A 16,512-nucleotide genomic window follows, 5' to 3' on the forward strand; every position below is an offset into this window, starting at 1 on the left:
TCTAGCTCTTCTCGTAATTATGGTGCAACGTTATCAAAAAAACCTTCTAGCGCTTCAAGCTGCAGATCACCTGCTTCGAATGCGTTGAAGGTACGGCGAAACTCACTCGCTTGTTCATGCTCTTTTAGATACCAACCCACATGCTTACGAGCGATGCGAGGGCCTAAAAACTCTCCATAAAATTCATGTAGAGCGAGCACATGACCAAGCATGATGTCTTTCACTTCCGAAATCGGGAGTGGGTCCATCGTGGTGCCGTTTTCCAAATAGTGTAGGATTTCGTTAAAAATCCAAGGGCGTCCTTGGGCAGGTCGACCTATCATTAAAGCATCAGCGCCGGTGTACTCCAGCACAAACTTCGCTTTTTCCGGACTATCGATATCACCGTTAGCGATAACCGGAATAGATACTGCTTGTTTCGCTGCTTTAATGTGTTTGTATTCTGCCTCACCTTTGTACATACAAGCGCGAGTTCTCCCGTGAAGGGCAAGAGCTTGTATGCCGCAGTCTTCGGCTATTTTCGCGATTTGGACACAGTTTCTATTGTCTGTATCCCAGCCTGTGCGCGTTTTCAACGTTACTGGAACGTCGACAGCATTTACCACAGCCTTCAGAATATCTTCAATGAGTTCTGGATGCTGAAGTAGGGCTGAGCCCGCAAGCTTCTTATTCACTTTTTTGGCTGGGCAACCCATGTTGATATCGATGATTTGCGCACCGTTAGCAACATTGAATTGAGCAGCCTCGGCCATAAGCTGTGGGTCTGCACCAGCGATTTGTACTGAACGAATGCCCGATTCGCCTTCATGTACCATACGCTGCTGAGATTTTGACGTTTTCCAAACTTTCGGATTGGAGGACATCATTTCACTGACTGCCATCCCCGCACCGTAACGAAGACACAACTCACGGAATGGTCTATCCGTTACGCCAGCCATAGGAGCGACGATTAGATTGTTCTTAAGTTGATAATTTCCGATTTTCAAAAATGTCATCACAGTTCTGTACCAGCAAGGGCGCGCATTTTACGCATTTTTTCGCTGCGTGAAAAGACTAATATTTGAGCATTTACAATTTGTTTTTGTAATTCGTTTAAATTTCAATCAATTAGCACCCAAAGTCTTACCTAGCCTTGCTTGCGACCAGAGATTCGACACCATTCTTGTTGTTCAATGATCGGATCAATGTGAAGCTCATCACGATAATAAGTTGCAACATCTTCCGCTTGTGTATCTAAAACACCCGACATTGCTAGTACACCATTTGGCTTTACTAGACCTTTAATGATGCCAGAAAGGTCGCGTAATGGACCGGCAAGAATGTTGGCAACAACAACGTCAGCGAGCAAACCTTCCGGTTGATCTTGTGGCAAGAACACCTCTAGTTGCTCAGCAACACCATTGCGTTGTGCGTTGTCTTTTGATGCAAGCAGAGCTTGAGGATCAATGTCGATCCCGACAACTTTTGCCGCGCCAAGTTTGATCGCAGCGATCGCAAGAATGCCTGAACCACAACCGAAGTCGATCACGGTTTTACCTGTCAGGTCTAGGCCTTCAAGCCATTCAAGACACAATGCTGTTGTTGGGTGAGTGCCCGTACCAAATGCAAGACCAGGGTCTAGCATGACGTTTACAGCGTCAGGTTCAGGGATATCGCGCCAGCTAGGGCAAATCCATAAACGCTCACCAAACTTCATTGGGTGGAAGTTGTCCATCCATTCACGTTCCCAATCCTTGTCTTCAATTTGCTCTACTTTGTGAGCAAAGTCTGCAGGGAACATGTTGCTTGCTTTAATCTGCGCTAGAACGACACCAGTGTCAGTCTCAGCGTCGTAAAGCGCGAGAATGTCAGTATCACCCCAAAGGCGAGTTTCGCCCGGCAGAGGCTCAAATACAGGGGTATCTTGTGCATCCAGGAAAGTTACAGAAAGAGCACCAGTCTCTTCCATTAACATGTCGCCGATTTGTTCGGCATTTTCATTGGTAGCATTAAGCTTGATTTGAATCCAAGGCATGGCTGCATCTTCTATATGAGAAAAATTGGATGGCGAGTCTAGCAGAAAATATGAGCAAATTCACCAAAACCCCACGGAATATAATGGGGATTATGAATTGATTATTGCGAGTATTTACAAACAAAAATGCTCACCGAAGTGAGCATTTATTACTGTTCTACAGAGAACGTATTATGGAAGACCTGCTTCTGTTGCAGACCAAGCTTCTATTGTAGACCAAGCTTCTTCTCAAGGTAGTGGATGTTTGCCCCACCGTGTTGGAAGTTTTCGTCGTTCATAATAGACAGTTGAAGCTCAGTATTAACGTTAATACCTTCAACAATCATTTCACCCAATGCGTTCTTCATACGAGCGATAGCAACATCACGGTTCTCACCGTAAGTGATCAGCTTGCCGATCATTGAATCGTAATGCGGTGGCACTGTGTAGCCCGTGTAGATGTGAGATTCCCAACGTACACCCATGCCGCCTGGAGCGTGGAAGCGCGTGATCTTACCCGGAGAAGGTAGGAAACGAACCGGATCTTCCGCATTGATACGACATTCGATTGAGTGGCCGCGCAGCTTAATATCATCCTGTGTGAATGATAGAGGCTGACCAGCAGCAATGCGAAGTTGCTCTTTCACTAGATCGATACCCGTTACCATTTCAGTAATCGTGTGCTCAACCTGGATACGAGTGTTCATTTCAATGAAGTAGAACTCACCGTTCTCGTATAGGAATTCAAATGTACCTGCGCCGCGGTAACCAATCTCAAGACATGCACGAGTACAACGGTCGCCGATGTATTTACGCATTTCTTCAGTGATACCTGGTGCTGGCGCTTCTTCCACAACTTTCTGGTGACGGCGCTGCATTGAACAGTCACGCTCACCTAGGTGGATAGCATTACCTTGACCATCTGCAAGCACTTGTACTTCAATATGACGTGGGTTTTCTAGGAATTTTTCCATGTAAACCATGTCGTTATTGAAACATGCTTTTGCTTCAGCACGAGTCATTGCGATAGCTTCTGTTAGTTCTTTTTCAGTACGAACAACACGCATACCACGACCGCCGCCGCCGCCAGAAGCCTTGATGATTACAGGGAAACCAATGCGCTTAGCGTGCGCTTTGTTTTTCGCTTCGTCGTCGTCAAGAGGACCGTCAGAACCTGGTACACAAGGTACACCCGCTTTTTTCATTGACGTGATAGCTGACACTTTGTCACCCATCATGCGAATGGTTTCAGCTTTAGGGCCAACGAAGATAAAACCACTGCGCTCTACCTGTTCTGCAAAATCTGCATTTTCAGATAGGAAGCCGTAGCCAGGGTGGATAGCGACTGCACCCGTTACTTCAGCAGCGCTGATGATACGAGGAATGTTCAGGTAGCTATCGATACCACGAGCTGGACCGATACAAATGGTTTCGTCAGCAAGCAGTACGTGCTTAAGATCGCGGTCAGCTGTTGAGTGAACCGCTACCGTTTTGATGCCAAGCTCTTTACATGCTCGCAGAATACGCAGTGCAATTTCACCACGGTTCGCGATTACTAATTTATCTAACATAATGAGTGCTCTCTATTATTCGATAATTACTAGAGCTTGGTCGAATTCTACTGGTTGACCGTCTTCAACTAGGATAGCCGTTACAACACCAGATTTATCAGCTTCGATTTGGTTCATCATTTTCATTGCTTCAACGATACATAGTGTTTCGCCAGCAGTTACAGATTGACCCACTTTAACGAACGGTTTTGCATCTGGGCTTGGAGCGCCGTAGAAAGTACCAACCATTGGAGAAAGAACTTGGTGACCAGCAGGAACCGCAGGAGCTGCCGCTTCTGCAGCTACAGGTGCCGCCGCAGGTGCTGCTGCCGCTACAGGAGCTGGAGCTGCTGCATATTGAATAGGCGCTGCAGATACAGGGCTGTTACGACTGATTCGTACTGACTCTTCACCTTCAGAGATCTCTAGCTCAGAAATACCAGACTCTTCAACCAATTCGATTAGCTTCTTGATTTTGCGAATATCCATTGTTTCTTTCTCTTTATCTGTTGATTGAACTTACTCTTTGACTGAGTAGGTTAGTAATAGTTCGTTGTTTTTATTTACTTTGCGTTGAGCTTGTTGAGCGCAGCTGTCAAAGCAAATTGATAACCTTGGGCACCTAAGCCACAAATCACACCTTCTGCTTTATCAGACAGGTAAGAGTGGTGACGGAATGGTTCACGTGCGTGAACATTCGATAGATGAACCTCAATAAATGGGATAGCAATACCAAGTAGTGCATCACGCAACGCCACACTGGTATGTGTAAAGGCCGCTGGGTTGATAATAATGAAATCAACATTTTGATAAGCACTATGGATAGCTTCAATCAGCTCATACTCACGATTTGACTGTAAGTGAGATAGCTCAACATCGTGTGTTTTCGCTTGCTCGGTCAATGAGCTAATAATCTGGTCAAGTGTTTGAGAACCGTAGTGTGCAGGTTCTCTAAGGCCTAACAGATTAAGGTTTGGTCCATTTAAAACTAGAATGCGAAACTTTGTAGACATTGTGGGGCTATCTTCCTTTATCGTGTTTACGAACGTGAATGTTGCCATTTTATTGAAAATTTGGGGATAATTTCCAGTAAGAAAAACCCAAATTTAAAAATTAGAACCAGATTATAGCTAATTCAGCGCAAATCGCAGCAATTTACTGGTCTAATCTCCTATTGAGAGAGTGTGAGATTGTTACCAACTTAACAAAAAAGCGCCTTAGCCTTAATTTTGTCGAGGATATTTGAGATCAAGATCAGCCATAAAAAAACCGCCACATAGGTGACGGTTTAGAAAGGCGCTGTTTTAAACAGTAATTACGTAATGTGACGGGTTGCTTATGCCAGTTCCACTTTCTCTGCAATCAGCTTATCGACCACGCTTGGGTCTGCCAGTGTCGACGTATCGCCTAGGTTGCCAGTATCGCCAGTGGCAATCTTACGCAGGATACGACGCATGATTTTACCTGAACGAGTTTTTGGTAATGAGTCGGTCCAGTGCAGTACATCTGGCGTTGCGATTGGGCCTATCTCTTTGCGTACCCAGTCTTTCACTTCTTTATGAAGCTCTGCGGTCGGGAATTCACCATCATTCAACGTGATGTAAGCGTAAATCGCTTGGCCTTTAATATCATGAGGGATACCTACAATCGCAGCCTCTGCGATCTTATCAAATGCGACTAGAGCCGATTCAATCTCAGCGGTACCCATACGGTGACCTGATACGTTCAGAACGTCATCAACACGGCCAGTAATCCAGTAGTAACCGTCTTCATCACGACGAGCACCATCACTGGTGAAGTACATGCCTTTAAAGGTCGAGAAGTAAGTTTGTTCGAAACGGTCATGATCGCCGTGAACGGTACGCATCTGGCCTGGCCAAGAGTCAAGAATCACTAGGTTGCCGTCTGTTGCACCCTCAATGATGTTACCCATGTTATCAACCAGCGCCGGTTGCACACCGAAGAATGGACGCGTCGCTGAGCCTGGTTTTAGGTCTGTTGCGCCTGGTAGCGGTGCAATCAAGATTCCGCCCGTTTCTGTTTGCCACCATGTATCAACAATTGGAGACTGCTCATTACCGATTGTTTTGTAGTACCACTCCCACGCCTCTGGGTTGATAGGTTCACCCACTGAGCCCATGATTCTTAGGCTGTCACGAGACGTGCCTTCAACGGCTTCATTGCCTTTCGCCATCAAAGCGCGAATCGCTGTTGGTGCAGTATAAAGAATATTAACTTGGTGCTTATCGACCACTTCACTCATGCGGCTGGTGTTCGGGTAGTTCGGCACGCCTTCAAACAGAATGGTTTTTGCACCATTGGCAAGCGGTCCGTAAACAAGGTATGTGTGACCGGTAATCCAACCCACATCGGCTGTACACCAGAAAGTTTCGCCTTCTTGGTAATCGAATACGTATTTGAAGGTCATTGCTGCATAAACAAGGTAACCACCTGTGGTGTGCATAACACCCTTAGGTTTGCCTGTTGAACCTGACGTATAAAGGATGAATAGTGGGTCTTCTGCGTTCATCTCTTCTGGAGGACAATCTGCAGATACATTAGCAATAGCATCGTGCCACCACACATCGCGGTGTTCGTGCCATGCAACATCGCCGCCAGTACGTTTGAATACTACAACCTTTTCGATGTTCTTCACTTCAGGATTCGTCAGTGCTTCATCGACATTTTTCTTCAGTGGAACAGCACGGCCGCCACGCACGCCTTCATCGGCAGTGATAACGACTTTAGAATTTGAATCGATAATACGACCAGACAGTGCTTCTGGTGAGAAACCGCCAAATACCACTGTGTGAACCGCCCCGATACGGGTACATGCCAGCATGGCAACCGCAGCTTCTGGAACCATTGGCATGTATAAACAAACCACATCGCCTTTGCGCACGCCTTGCTCTTTCAGAGCATTCGAAAACAGGCACACTTCTTTGTGTAGTTCATTAAAAGTTAGCGTTTTGTCATCAGCCGGATCATCGCCTTCCCAGATAATAGCGACTTCATCACCGCGTTCAGCAAGGTGGCGGTCGATACAGTTAGCCGAAACGTTAAGCGTGCCATCTTCAAACCAGCGAATATCAATGTGGCCAGGGTCGAAAGAGGTATTTTTTACCTGTGTGAAAGGTTTAATCCAATCAACGATTTTTCCGTGTTCACCCCAAAAGCCTTCAGGGTCAGAAACAGATTGCTGGTACATGGCTAGGTAAGTGTCATTATCCGCGTGTGTGGTTGATTTAATATTTTCTTTTACCGGATAAACGTGGGCTTCACTCATTGCATCTCTCCTTGTGCCTACATTCCTAATGAACTGGCAACTTCCTTTGTGTTCAGTTTCTAGGTCTATTACAGAACCATCTTTGTGTTATCACTCTCGACTAGGACGGCGATTTCCACAATTAGACTTTAGGATGAGACGTTGCTTTTCACTTACAAAATAGCGAGTTAAGTTCATTTTTGAGATGTTGCTCTCTATGTAGAGAGGCAATGGTTGAATTAAGAATAAGAAGAGTTGAAACGAGGTAAATCACCGTGTTTAAGGCGAACAAAGATCAGGGCGGCGGAGATAGCGTCTTGTAATGCATCATGTTTATTGACCGGGATAGGTAGATCCAGCTGGCGACAGATGGCGTCCATACTGAGATCAAAATAGGCATTGGGTAGCTGTCTTTCGAGTTTTTCTTGATAGAGCTGGCTCACTTCGACTAACCGGTTAGGCAGTGGAAATCCGAGTTGTTTTAAACAGGCGCGGTCGAGAATTTTCTTGTCATAGCGGATGTGATAGCCAACTAAAGGGCGATTACCAATAAAGTCGAGCAGATCGATCAAAGCCTGTTTCTCTTCGATACCATGCTTGAGATCTTGATGGCGAATACGGTGGATTTTTATTGAATTGCAATCGAGTGATTGCGGGGCGCGCAATCGGACTTCAAAAGGTTGGCTGGTAATGATTCGGTTACCGATGATCTTGGTTGCGGCAATGGTGACTAATTCCGCCTGATTAGGGTCGAGGCTGGTGGTTTCACAATCGAGAGATACGTATTCGTGATTAGCAGGCGCAGCAAACAGAGGCTGATAAGTAGAGCCTTTGAGTTTATGATGCCAGTAATAGCGAACCAACCTATTCATCGTTCAATCGCCTAATCCCGTATCTGATAATGGTAGCCGAGCCATTGCTTGAATTTCTTCACTACGTGCAGGCTATGACGAAGCAGATCCCTGTCTGCTCGCTCCATCAGTTTAACGTTAATCTTGTTGCTGCTGTGCTGTTGAGAAAGCCTTTGGGCTAAGCGCCACTTAAAGAATTGCTTGAGTGCTTCACTGAGATTATCGGCAGTACTTTGCTCAAGCACTTTCTTGCTAACCAGTTGTTCAATGCGTTCGAAGGTATTGTTTACCGTGACACCATGCTCAAGACAGAGTGCCCTCACACCATGCACGATAGGGAAAATACCGCCTTGTTTGATATCGAGCCCTGACTTGGATTGTTTAACATTGCCAAACAGGGTGAGGGGTACTGAGAAGTTCAGAGCCGGTCGGCAGAATTCAGTCAGAATCAATTCTTGTCCGAGCATCAAATCACTTAGGTGCTGCTTTACGGGTTTTAATAACTCTCTATTACCCGCAACGGCGTGTGCATCCGCCATGATCGCGATATCCATCACGGTATCTGGCGTGGCTTTTTTTACCCAACGGGTGAGGGTTTGTTTCCACTCTTGTTCTGAATGCACCCATTTGGGGTTGTTGACCATCACGTTGCCGGGGCAGAGTGGATAGCCCAATTGCTGCAATGTGTGAGTGAGGTCGTTCATGGCACTCTGGCATTGATGCCACTCTAAACCATCTTGAATAATCAGCGCGTTGTCTTGATCGGTTTTGATAATTTGTTCTCCACGGCCTTCGGAACCCAACACGATGAGGCAGCAATGATTATGCAGTGCGGGTGGGATAACCAACTCAAACGCTTTCTCTATTATCTGTTCATTAACGGCTGAAATTAGCTCCATGATGAAGCGCGTGCGAATGCCGTTATTGAGTAGGCTTTCGACCAGTTGACGTTGTTTGTTGGAGGCTAATGCGAGCTCTTCAATGCTGGTGGATCGCGCAATACGCAAAGTGAGCACGTGAGAGTGAGTGGAGAATGCACTGAGGATTTGTGTCATATCCACCATGCCGACAGCATTTAGACCGTCACAAACCATCAACCTTTTTACCCGGTTTCTGGTCATGGTAATCATGGCATTAAATAAGAAATCCCCTTGGTTTACGTGCATCACTGGAAATGTTGCAATCTCGCCAACGGGCGCGTCCTGTGGGAAGTTATCGAGCATTACAGCGTGCAATAAATTGGTTCGTGTGACGATCCCATACGGTAAGGAGCCTGAACCAAAATCTTTTATGCCTTTGTTGTCTAAATGCACCAGCGCCGAGTCTAAGCCTTGCTCTTTTAGGATTTGAGTTACTTGGTTGATGGGTTGCCCTGGCTCAAGAATCAGTGGTGGGTGATAGATAGAGTCATCCACTTTGGTCAATATAAACTCGGCAAGGTTTTGTTGTTGCTGAGCGGCCTCAATCAGAGCTTTCCGTGTCGACAGGTTACTATCAAAGTAGGCGGCAAATTGACCATTGGCGTGATAAAGATCGAGAAAAATATCGGTAGGCAGTAGGTAGCTTAAGGTGTCTTCGAGTGCGATATATTGATGTTTGGTGTGAGGTTCAAACTGGCTGCGCACATCAAAAATATCGTCATTGGCGTAATGTGCGTAAATCTCACCATCACTGCTCGCGCGCTCTTCAACGGCTCCTTTGATCAGGATATGCAGGTGTCTGCTCGGCCTATCTGCTTCCAGTATCACTTCTTGAGAGCGGTAATACACCACGTCTAATGAAGAGCGAAGCTTCAATTGTTCCGTATCGGACAGGCTATCGAAGGGTGGGTGCTGCATATTAAATTTTTCAGGCATAAGCATCACAAGAAGTGGGAGTCTTTAATCAGTCTGACAAAATACCAGCGAAGCTCCAGACGACTTTAGTCTAAATGCAGACTAGATATCGATGAACGTGATATAGCTTGGTGATAAGTGATAAGTGATAAGTGATATCTAGGCTAATTGAATATAGGAATGCTATCCCAGTAATAATTCCCTTTTTCATCCTACTCTAGATAGGCATAATTGGAGCCGCCTTTTTCCGCACACTTTATAGGTTATTTATGTTTAGCCCCTCTCCTTACGGATGGATATCTCAGTATTTTCTTGGTTTCTTTTTTGCGTATGGTGTGTACTTGCCATTTTGGGCGTTGTGGTTTGAAGACCAAGGCGTTTCTGCAGGGGACATCGGTGTATTGATTGGTATTGGTTTTGCGACTCGCTGTGTTGCTAACCTTGTGATTACGCCGCGCATCCATAACGTAGAGAATCTTTTGCCCGCTCTGCGCTGGTTGAGCTTCGCCTCATTGTTATTTGTTGGTTTCCACTTCTTTACTGGAGGCAGTTTTCTATTGATGCTGTTGGCAACAGTATTGTTTAACCTGTGTTGTGGGCCGGTTATCCCTCTTTCTGACGCAATGGCTAACCATTACAGTCGTCTTAAGATGCTTGACTATGGACGCACTCGTTTATGGGGTTCGATTGCTTTTATTGCGGGTTCAACCGTGGTGGGTTATTTAGTCGCACAGTTCGGCACTGATATGATTTTGTATACAGCGCTTGTTGGTGTGCTGTTGTCGTTAGTGTTGGCGATGAGAAACCCTAACGTGATGCCAGTAACGCAATCTGAGAAACAAGCAGTGCGACCAAAATTAGGTGAGTTACTGCGTGAGTCGTCTGTGGTTAAATTTTTGGCCTTGATGGCGTTGCTGCAAGGTAGCCATGCGGCTTACTACAGTTTTAGTGCGATTTACTGGAAAGAAGCCGGTCACTCAGAAGCGATTATTGGTTATTTATGGAGCCTAGGCGTTGTTGCTGAGGTGGCTGTGTTTGCTCTCAGTAAGCGCTTATTCTCTGGCTGGTCAATGCGTACTCTATTCGTGGTAGCTGCAATCGGTGTGATGGCTCGTTGGGGGATTACCGCATCAACAACGGCGATTTTCGCCTTGGTTATGGTGCAAATGCTGCATGGTGTGACGTTTGCTATGGCGCACATCGCAGCCATTCAATACATTCAATCAGAAGAACAGAATAAAATGGTCGCGCTGCAAGCTCTGTATAACGCGATCCCATTGGGGGCTGTTATCGCACTAATGACGACCTTAAGTGGTTGGGGCTATGAGCTTTGGGGGGCAAACATCTTCTGGGGTATGGCCGCGATGGGGGCTCTTGCTCTGTTCATTAAGTTGGACGAGAGAAGTTCAGTGGTTGAGATTAATCAATCAGGTTCGGAACAATTAGAATCTAACAGCAAATGCTGATAATTAGAGTCTGAAGCACAGAATTTAAGCGATTCGATTGAGTTAATGACCCATCCTTAGTTAAATGAAACCTCTCCCTTATGGAGAGGTTTTTTTATGGATGAAAAAGGGTTTTTAATGCAAGGATGGATAGTAATTCCAGTCTCTTTAGCCTATTTGGGCGTGTTATTTCTGATCGCTTGGTATGGAGACAGGCAGGTTCGTTGGCTATCGCGTTGGCGCCCATGGATCTATAGTCTTTCGATTGCAGTGTATTGTACCTCTTGGACTTTCTATGGAACGGTCGGACAGGCGAGCAATAACCCATGGTCCTTTTTACCCATCTATCTCGCCCCCATTCTGGTCTTTACACTCGGGTGGCGGATCTTGGCGCGGTTGATCCTGATTGCAAAGCGTGAACACATCACTTCAATTGCCGACTTTATCGCGGCTCGTTATGGAAAATCTCAGGGCTTGGCTGTTGCCGTCACCGTGATTGCCGTGGTCGGTATTCTTCCTTATATCGCGCTACAGCTGCGTGGTATTACGATGGGGCTAGATATTGTTGCGCCAAACCTAGCGTCTGATTTCGGCTATCAGGATTATCACGTGTCTTGGTTTGTGGTCGGTGCTTTGGCCATTTTTACCATGCTGTTTGGTACTCGGCATATCGATAACACAGAGCATCACCGTGGCATGATGATGGCGGTGGCGTTTGAGTCAATTGTTAAGCTAGCGGCATTCCTGATTGTTGGCCTGTTTATTATCTACCTGGCGATGAGCAGTGACAAAATTGACTTGTTTGATGTGGCGGCTTCCACCTACGAATCGCCTAATATTCCGACCTTAATTATTCATACCGTTTTGACCATGTTGGCGATTGTCTGTCTGCCGCGCCAATTCCACACCATGGTGGTTGAGAACGAACGTCCTCAAGATTTGCATACCGCTCGCTGGTTGTTTCCACTTTATCTGATTTTGATGGGCCTGTTTGTGCTGCCAATTGCTTGGGCAGGACAAGGGCTGCTCACCGACATGCCGGCTGATACTTACGTGATCAGTGTACCAATGGCAGAAGGTGCGAATCACATTGCTTTGTTAGCTTTCCTCGGAGGTACTTCGGCGGCGAGTGGAATGGTGATTGTCTCGACCATCGCATTAGCGATCATGGTATCAAATGATTTAGTGATGCCATTGCTGCTGCGCCGTATGCGTCTAACTCAAAGAACCCATCGACATTTTTCTGGCATGTTGCTGGTGATTCGACGCGGGTTGATTTTACTGCTGTTACTGGGTGCTTGGCTGTTCTATCAAGCGCTCGATACCATTCACTCACTGTCGGCGATTGGCTTTCTTTCCTTTGCGGCGATTGCTCAATTCGCGCCAGCACTTATTGGTGGTTTGTACTGGCGTCCGGGCAACAGGAAGGGGGTCTATGTCGGCTTAATGGTGGGCTCGTTGATTTGGCTGATCACCCTGATGAGCCAAACCAGCATGCTGGCGGGCGATAGTGAAAGTAACCTTTTACTGTGGATTATCACGTCACCAGAGTTGCTCAACAGTTGGGAGATCAGCAGTTCAAACTGGGGGATTGTGCTGAGTATTTTACTGAATACTTTGTGTTATGCCGTGGTTTCGATGGTGACCAGACCAAGCCTAAGTGAGCGTTTACAATCGGCTGCTTTTATTGGCACACCATTACCAGAAAATGAGAACATCAGCCTCTATCAGAGCCGTGTGACGGTCGCTGAATTAGAAATGCTGGCGTCTCGTTTTGTGGGGCGTAAGCGTGCGAAAAGTGCCTTACAGAGTTATTGGCAACAGCACGGGCAGCCGCTACTTCCTAACCAACAAGCGCCCGCAAGCCTGATTCGACATGCAGAACGTGTGCTCGCTGGTGTATTCGGTGCATCTTCAGCTAAGTTAGTACTTACTTCGGCCTTGCAGGGCAGAAATATGCAGCTTGAGGAAGTTGCGACCATCGTTGATGAAGCCTCTGAACTGTACGATTTCAGCCGTGGTTTACTGCAAGGTGCGATTGAACATATTGGTCAAGGCATTGCCGTAATTGACAAACAAATGAGGCTGGTGGCGTGGAATCAACGTTACTTAGAACTGTTTGAGTTCCCTGCAGGCTTGATTCAGGTGGGTCGACCCATTTCAGATGTAATTCGTCACAATGCTGAGCAAGGTTTGTGTGGCCCAGGCGACCCAGAAGATCACGTTCGACGCCGTGTTTATCACCTTGAGCAAGGCACGCGACATACCTCATCTCGTATTCGTCCGGATGGTCGAGTGATTGAGGTGCAAGGTAACCCAATGCCAAGTGGTGGCTTCGTCATGAGCTTTACCGATATCACGGTTTTCAGACAAGCAGAGCAAGCGCTAAAAGATGCTAATGAAAGCTTGGAATCGAGAGTCCATGAACGAACTCAAGAGCTCGAGAAGCTTAACCATCGTTTGGTAAAGGCGACGCAAATATCTGACCAAGAATCACAATCTAAGAGTCGTTTTCTTGCGGCTGTTAGTCACGATTTGATGCAGCCATTAAATGCTGCTCGCTTGTTTGCTTCTTCGCTATCTGAGGTCGCAAAAGAACAAGAGGAGAAGCAGCTTTCTTCTCATATCGAAAGTGCGTTGGGTGCGGCTGAAGATCTGATTGGCGACTTACTGGATATTTCGCGATTGGAGTCAGGAAAATTAGAAACCAACGTTCATGCGATTGCCGTGCATGATGTACTGACCAATTTGAATGCGGAATTTAGCGCTTTAGCGACACAGCAAAAAATACAGTTTCAGATGATTCCATCGTCACTGTTTATTCATTCTGACCCTAAGTTATTAAGACGAGTGATTCAGAACTTTTTAACGAATGCGTTTCGCTATAACCCTGAAGGAAAAGTGGTACTCGGTGCGAGACGAGTCAATGGTCAGGTACGAATTGATGTGTGGGATAACGGAACCGGTATCGATGAAGACAAGCAACAAGAGATCTTCGAAGAGTTTACGCGTGGCAGCCAAGTTCGTGCCGATCAAGGGTTGGGATTAGGGTTGGCTATCTCGAAAGGGATTGCTCATGTGCTTGGTCATCAAATATCGATGCGTTCATGGCCGGGAGAAGGCAGCGTCTTTTCCATCACCTTAGCGAGAGCAGAGCAGGTGGCTCCGGTTGTACAAGCTTCGACGCCAATGGCGACAAGCGACATCGAGCACCTGAAAATACTGTGTGTCGACAATGAGCGAGAAATTTTGGTCGGTATGGAGAACTTGATAGGGCGCTGGGGTTGTGAGGTTAAGACCGCCGTCGACTTAGTCGAAAGTTTGAAGTGTCTCGATGATGATTGGCAGCCGGATGTGATTTTCTCTGATTACCGTTTAGATAATGGCAGAACGGGGCTCGAAGTATTGCAGCAGTGTCGTTTACGCCTTGGAGATTCTTTTGAAGGGGTCATCATCAGTGCTGATAGAACCGATGACATGCTGGCAGCGATAAAAGCCAATAGCTTCAGCTTTATCGCTAAACCCGTCAAGCCGCTAAAACTCAGAGCGGTCTTAAATCGGGTGAGTTAGTTTAATTAACTCTTAGATATTAAAAAGGCCTCAGCTGAGGCCTTTTTCGATCTGTTCGCTCGGTTATGGATGACCGATTTACTTTAACCCGCGATACCGCCTTGAGTGAGTGTAGTTGGGTCAAGCAGTTTGCTGAGCTCTTCTCGGCTAAGATCGGTTTCTCTTTCTGCGACATCCAGAATTGGTAGGCCTTCTTTATAGGCTTTCTTGGCAATATCAGCCGCCTTCAAGTAGCCAATCACAGGGTTAAGTGCGGTCACCAGAATTGGATTCTTTGACAGTGCCAAATCGAGGTTGTCTTGGCGTACCATGAAGGTAGAAATTGCTTTATCAGCCAGTGCGACTGAACTGTTTGCTAACAACTCAATGCTTTCTAATACGTTATGAGCAATAACGGGCAGCATCACATTCAATTGGAAGTTACCCGATTGGCCTGCAATCGTAATGGTGGTGTCATTACCTATTACTTGAGCCGCCGCCATGGCTGCAGCTTCTGGAATTACAGGGTTTACCTTGCCAGGCATGATAGACGAGCCCGGTTGTAGAGCCTGCAACTCAATTTCCCCTAAGCCAGCCAACGGCCCTGAATTCATCCAGCGAAGATCGTTTGAGATCTTCATGATCGAAACTGCTGCAGTTTTGAGCTGGCCTGACAGCGCAACGATCGCGTCTTGGCTGCTGAGGTTAAAAAAGAAGTTTTCACTCGAGGTAAAACTGATCTTTGTCGATTGAGACAGGTTACTTGCAAACTTATCGGCAAAGCGTGGGTCGGCATTGATCCCCGTACCAACCGCTGTGCCACCTTGAGCAAGCGCCTTGACTGCTGGCAAGCTGCTTTCTATCGCTTGCTTGGCATGTTCAATCTGAAATTTCCAACCACCAAGCTCTTGAGCAAAGGTAATCGGCATTGCATCCATTAGATGGGTACGGCCAGTTTTGACTACCTCAGCAAGTTCATGCTGTTTTACGGTAAGTGCCGCAGAAAGGTGGGTAAGTGCAGGCAGTAGTTTATTTTCTGCCATCAAAGCGACACTGACTTGAATTGCTGTTGGCACGACATCGTTACTGCTTTGCCCCATGTTTACGTGATCATTCGGGTTCACGTCTCCTTGCAGGCTTCTTGAAGCGAGTGTCGCAATCACTTCGTTAGCATTCATGTTAGAGCTGGTGCCAGAGCCCGTCTGATAGACATCAATAGGGAATTGCTCGAGGTGTTTACCATCGATGATCTCTTGGCTGGCTTCGGCTATCGCGTTGGCAATATCACCTTCCAGTAAACCTAGCTGAGCATTAGTATCGGCGGCGGCCAGCTTAATTAACGCCAGTGCTTGAATGAAGCTGGTTGGCATCTTGTGTGAACTAAACGCGAAGTTATCAGCGGCACGTTGAGTTTGAGCTTGGTATAGCGCATCGGCAGGAACTTTCACTTCGCCCATGCTGTCTTTTTCTATCCGAAATTGTAGGGTCATCTTCTATCCTTGTTAGCCAAGTGGGGCTTGGACTTGTTGTAGTGTTTGGCTGAGATTCAAAAAACGCGCTTGGCCTTGAGGCTGCTGGCAGTAGTGGCGTTTCAAATAAAATAGTGGTGAGTGAATAGAGTCTAGGCAGATATGACGAAAGGCGAAACTGCGTTCTGGAGACTCAATCGCTTCTATCAAATGGAAGAAAACTTGGCGCAGGTACAGCTCGCACAACAAGATGTTTTCTTGGGCGGCATGCTTTTCATAGTAAGCGGAAAGCGTTAGTGCACACTCGATGTAGTCTCGAATCACAAACGGCTCATGGCCTTGAACTTGCTCTAATGAAGCAAAGCGATCTTGTGCTTTGTAAAACCTCGAATAGAGGCTCTGCTGTTCTTTCATCATTATTTGCATCTCTTTAATAGATGTTAATGATAATTATTATCAAATGAGGTTTTAAAAACAACCCTTTGTTTATCTTTTTATAAAATGGAGGGGAAAAGAAAAAGCCGATACATGACGTATCGGCTTTCTGAGATTCAG

12 protein-coding genes are annotated in these 16,512 nt (G+C 46.4%); 2 read left to right on the forward strand and 10 right to left on the reverse strand.

The features are described 5' to 3' along the window. Positions 1-17 precede the first annotated feature (17 nt). From dusB to ACED59_RS10130, 8 genes are all read right to left on the reverse strand, one after another. On the reverse strand, positions 18-986 hold the full coding sequence (gene dusB / locus ACED59_RS10095; protein ID WP_009844689.1) for a tRNA dihydrouridine synthase DusB: 969 nt from the start codon (positions 984-986) through the stop codon (positions 18-20). 140 nt (positions 987-1,126) lie between these two features. Continuing rightward, the gene (prmA, locus tag ACED59_RS10100) at positions 1,127-2,014 is read right to left on the reverse strand and encodes a 50S ribosomal protein L11 methyltransferase (protein ID WP_012604987.1); all 888 of its coding nucleotides are present in this window, start codon (positions 2,012-2,014) and stop codon (positions 1,127-1,129) included. Positions 2,015-2,220: 206 nt separating this feature from the next. Then, complete coding sequence (accC, locus tag ACED59_RS10105; protein ID WP_009844691.1) at positions 2,221-3,564, reverse strand: acetyl-CoA carboxylase biotin carboxylase subunit; 1,344 nt, start codon at positions 3,562-3,564, stop codon at positions 2,221-2,223. A 15-nt stretch (positions 3,565-3,579) separates the two neighbouring features. After that, complete coding sequence (gene accB, locus ACED59_RS10110; RefSeq protein ID WP_004729736.1) at positions 3,580-4,032, reverse strand: acetyl-CoA carboxylase biotin carboxyl carrier protein; 453 nt, start codon at positions 4,030-4,032, stop codon at positions 3,580-3,582. A 74-nt stretch (positions 4,033-4,106) separates the two neighbouring features. Beyond that, positions 4,107-4,556 carry a type II 3-dehydroquinate dehydratase gene (aroQ, locus tag ACED59_RS10115; RefSeq protein WP_029223748.1) on the reverse strand — a complete coding sequence of 150 codons (450 nt, stop codon included), beginning with the start codon at positions 4,554-4,556 and terminating at the stop codon, positions 4,107-4,109. 323 nt (positions 4,557-4,879) lie between these two features. Further along, entirely contained in the window at positions 4,880-6,829 is a 1,950-nt protein-coding gene (gene acs, locus ACED59_RS10120; protein ID WP_017096522.1) for an acetate--CoA ligase, read from the reverse strand. 218 nt (positions 6,830-7,047) lie between these two features. Next, positions 7,048-7,680 carry a 3'-5' exonuclease gene (locus tag ACED59_RS10125; RefSeq protein ID WP_017096523.1) on the reverse strand — a complete coding sequence of 211 codons (633 nt, stop codon included), beginning with the start codon at positions 7,678-7,680 and terminating at the stop codon, positions 7,048-7,050. 11 nt (positions 7,681-7,691) lie between these two features. Then, entirely contained in the window at positions 7,692-9,521 is a 1,830-nt protein-coding gene (locus ACED59_RS10130; RefSeq protein WP_017096524.1) for a DUF294 nucleotidyltransferase-like domain-containing protein, read from the reverse strand. Between the two features lie 242 nt (positions 9,522-9,763). Between ACED59_RS10130 and ACED59_RS10135 the strand changes: the two genes are divergently transcribed. Both ACED59_RS10135 and ACED59_RS10140 read left to right on the forward strand, forming a co-directional pair. Further along, positions 9,764-10,960, forward strand: coding sequence for a 3-phenylpropionate MFS transporter (locus ACED59_RS10135; RefSeq protein WP_009844696.1), 1,197 nt, complete (start codon positions 9,764-9,766; stop codon positions 10,958-10,960). 117 nt (positions 10,961-11,077) lie between these two features. Beyond that, entirely contained in the window at positions 11,078-14,509 is a 3,432-nt protein-coding gene (locus ACED59_RS10140; RefSeq protein WP_069595651.1) for a PAS domain-containing hybrid sensor histidine kinase/response regulator, read from the forward strand. A gap of 83 nt (positions 14,510-14,592) precedes the next feature. On the opposite strand, the gene ACED59_RS10145 is transcribed toward ACED59_RS10140, so the two are convergent. Together ACED59_RS10145 and ACED59_RS10150 are read right to left on the reverse strand one after the other, a co-directional pair. Beyond that, positions 14,593-15,978, reverse strand: a complete 1,386-nt coding sequence (locus ACED59_RS10145) for a lyase family protein (RefSeq protein WP_017096526.1) — start codon at positions 15,976-15,978, stop codon at positions 14,593-14,595. 12 nt (positions 15,979-15,990) lie between these two features. Beyond that, on the reverse strand, positions 15,991-16,374 hold the full coding sequence (locus tag ACED59_RS10150) for a hypothetical protein (protein ID WP_017096527.1): 384 nt from the start codon (positions 16,372-16,374) through the stop codon (positions 15,991-15,993). Positions 16,375-16,512 lie beyond the last annotated feature (138 nt).

This window comes from Vibrio sp. FF266 (assembly GCF_041439695.1).
Lineage (GTDB): Bacteria > Pseudomonadota > Gammaproteobacteria > Enterobacterales > Vibrionaceae > Vibrio > Vibrio tasmaniensis_A.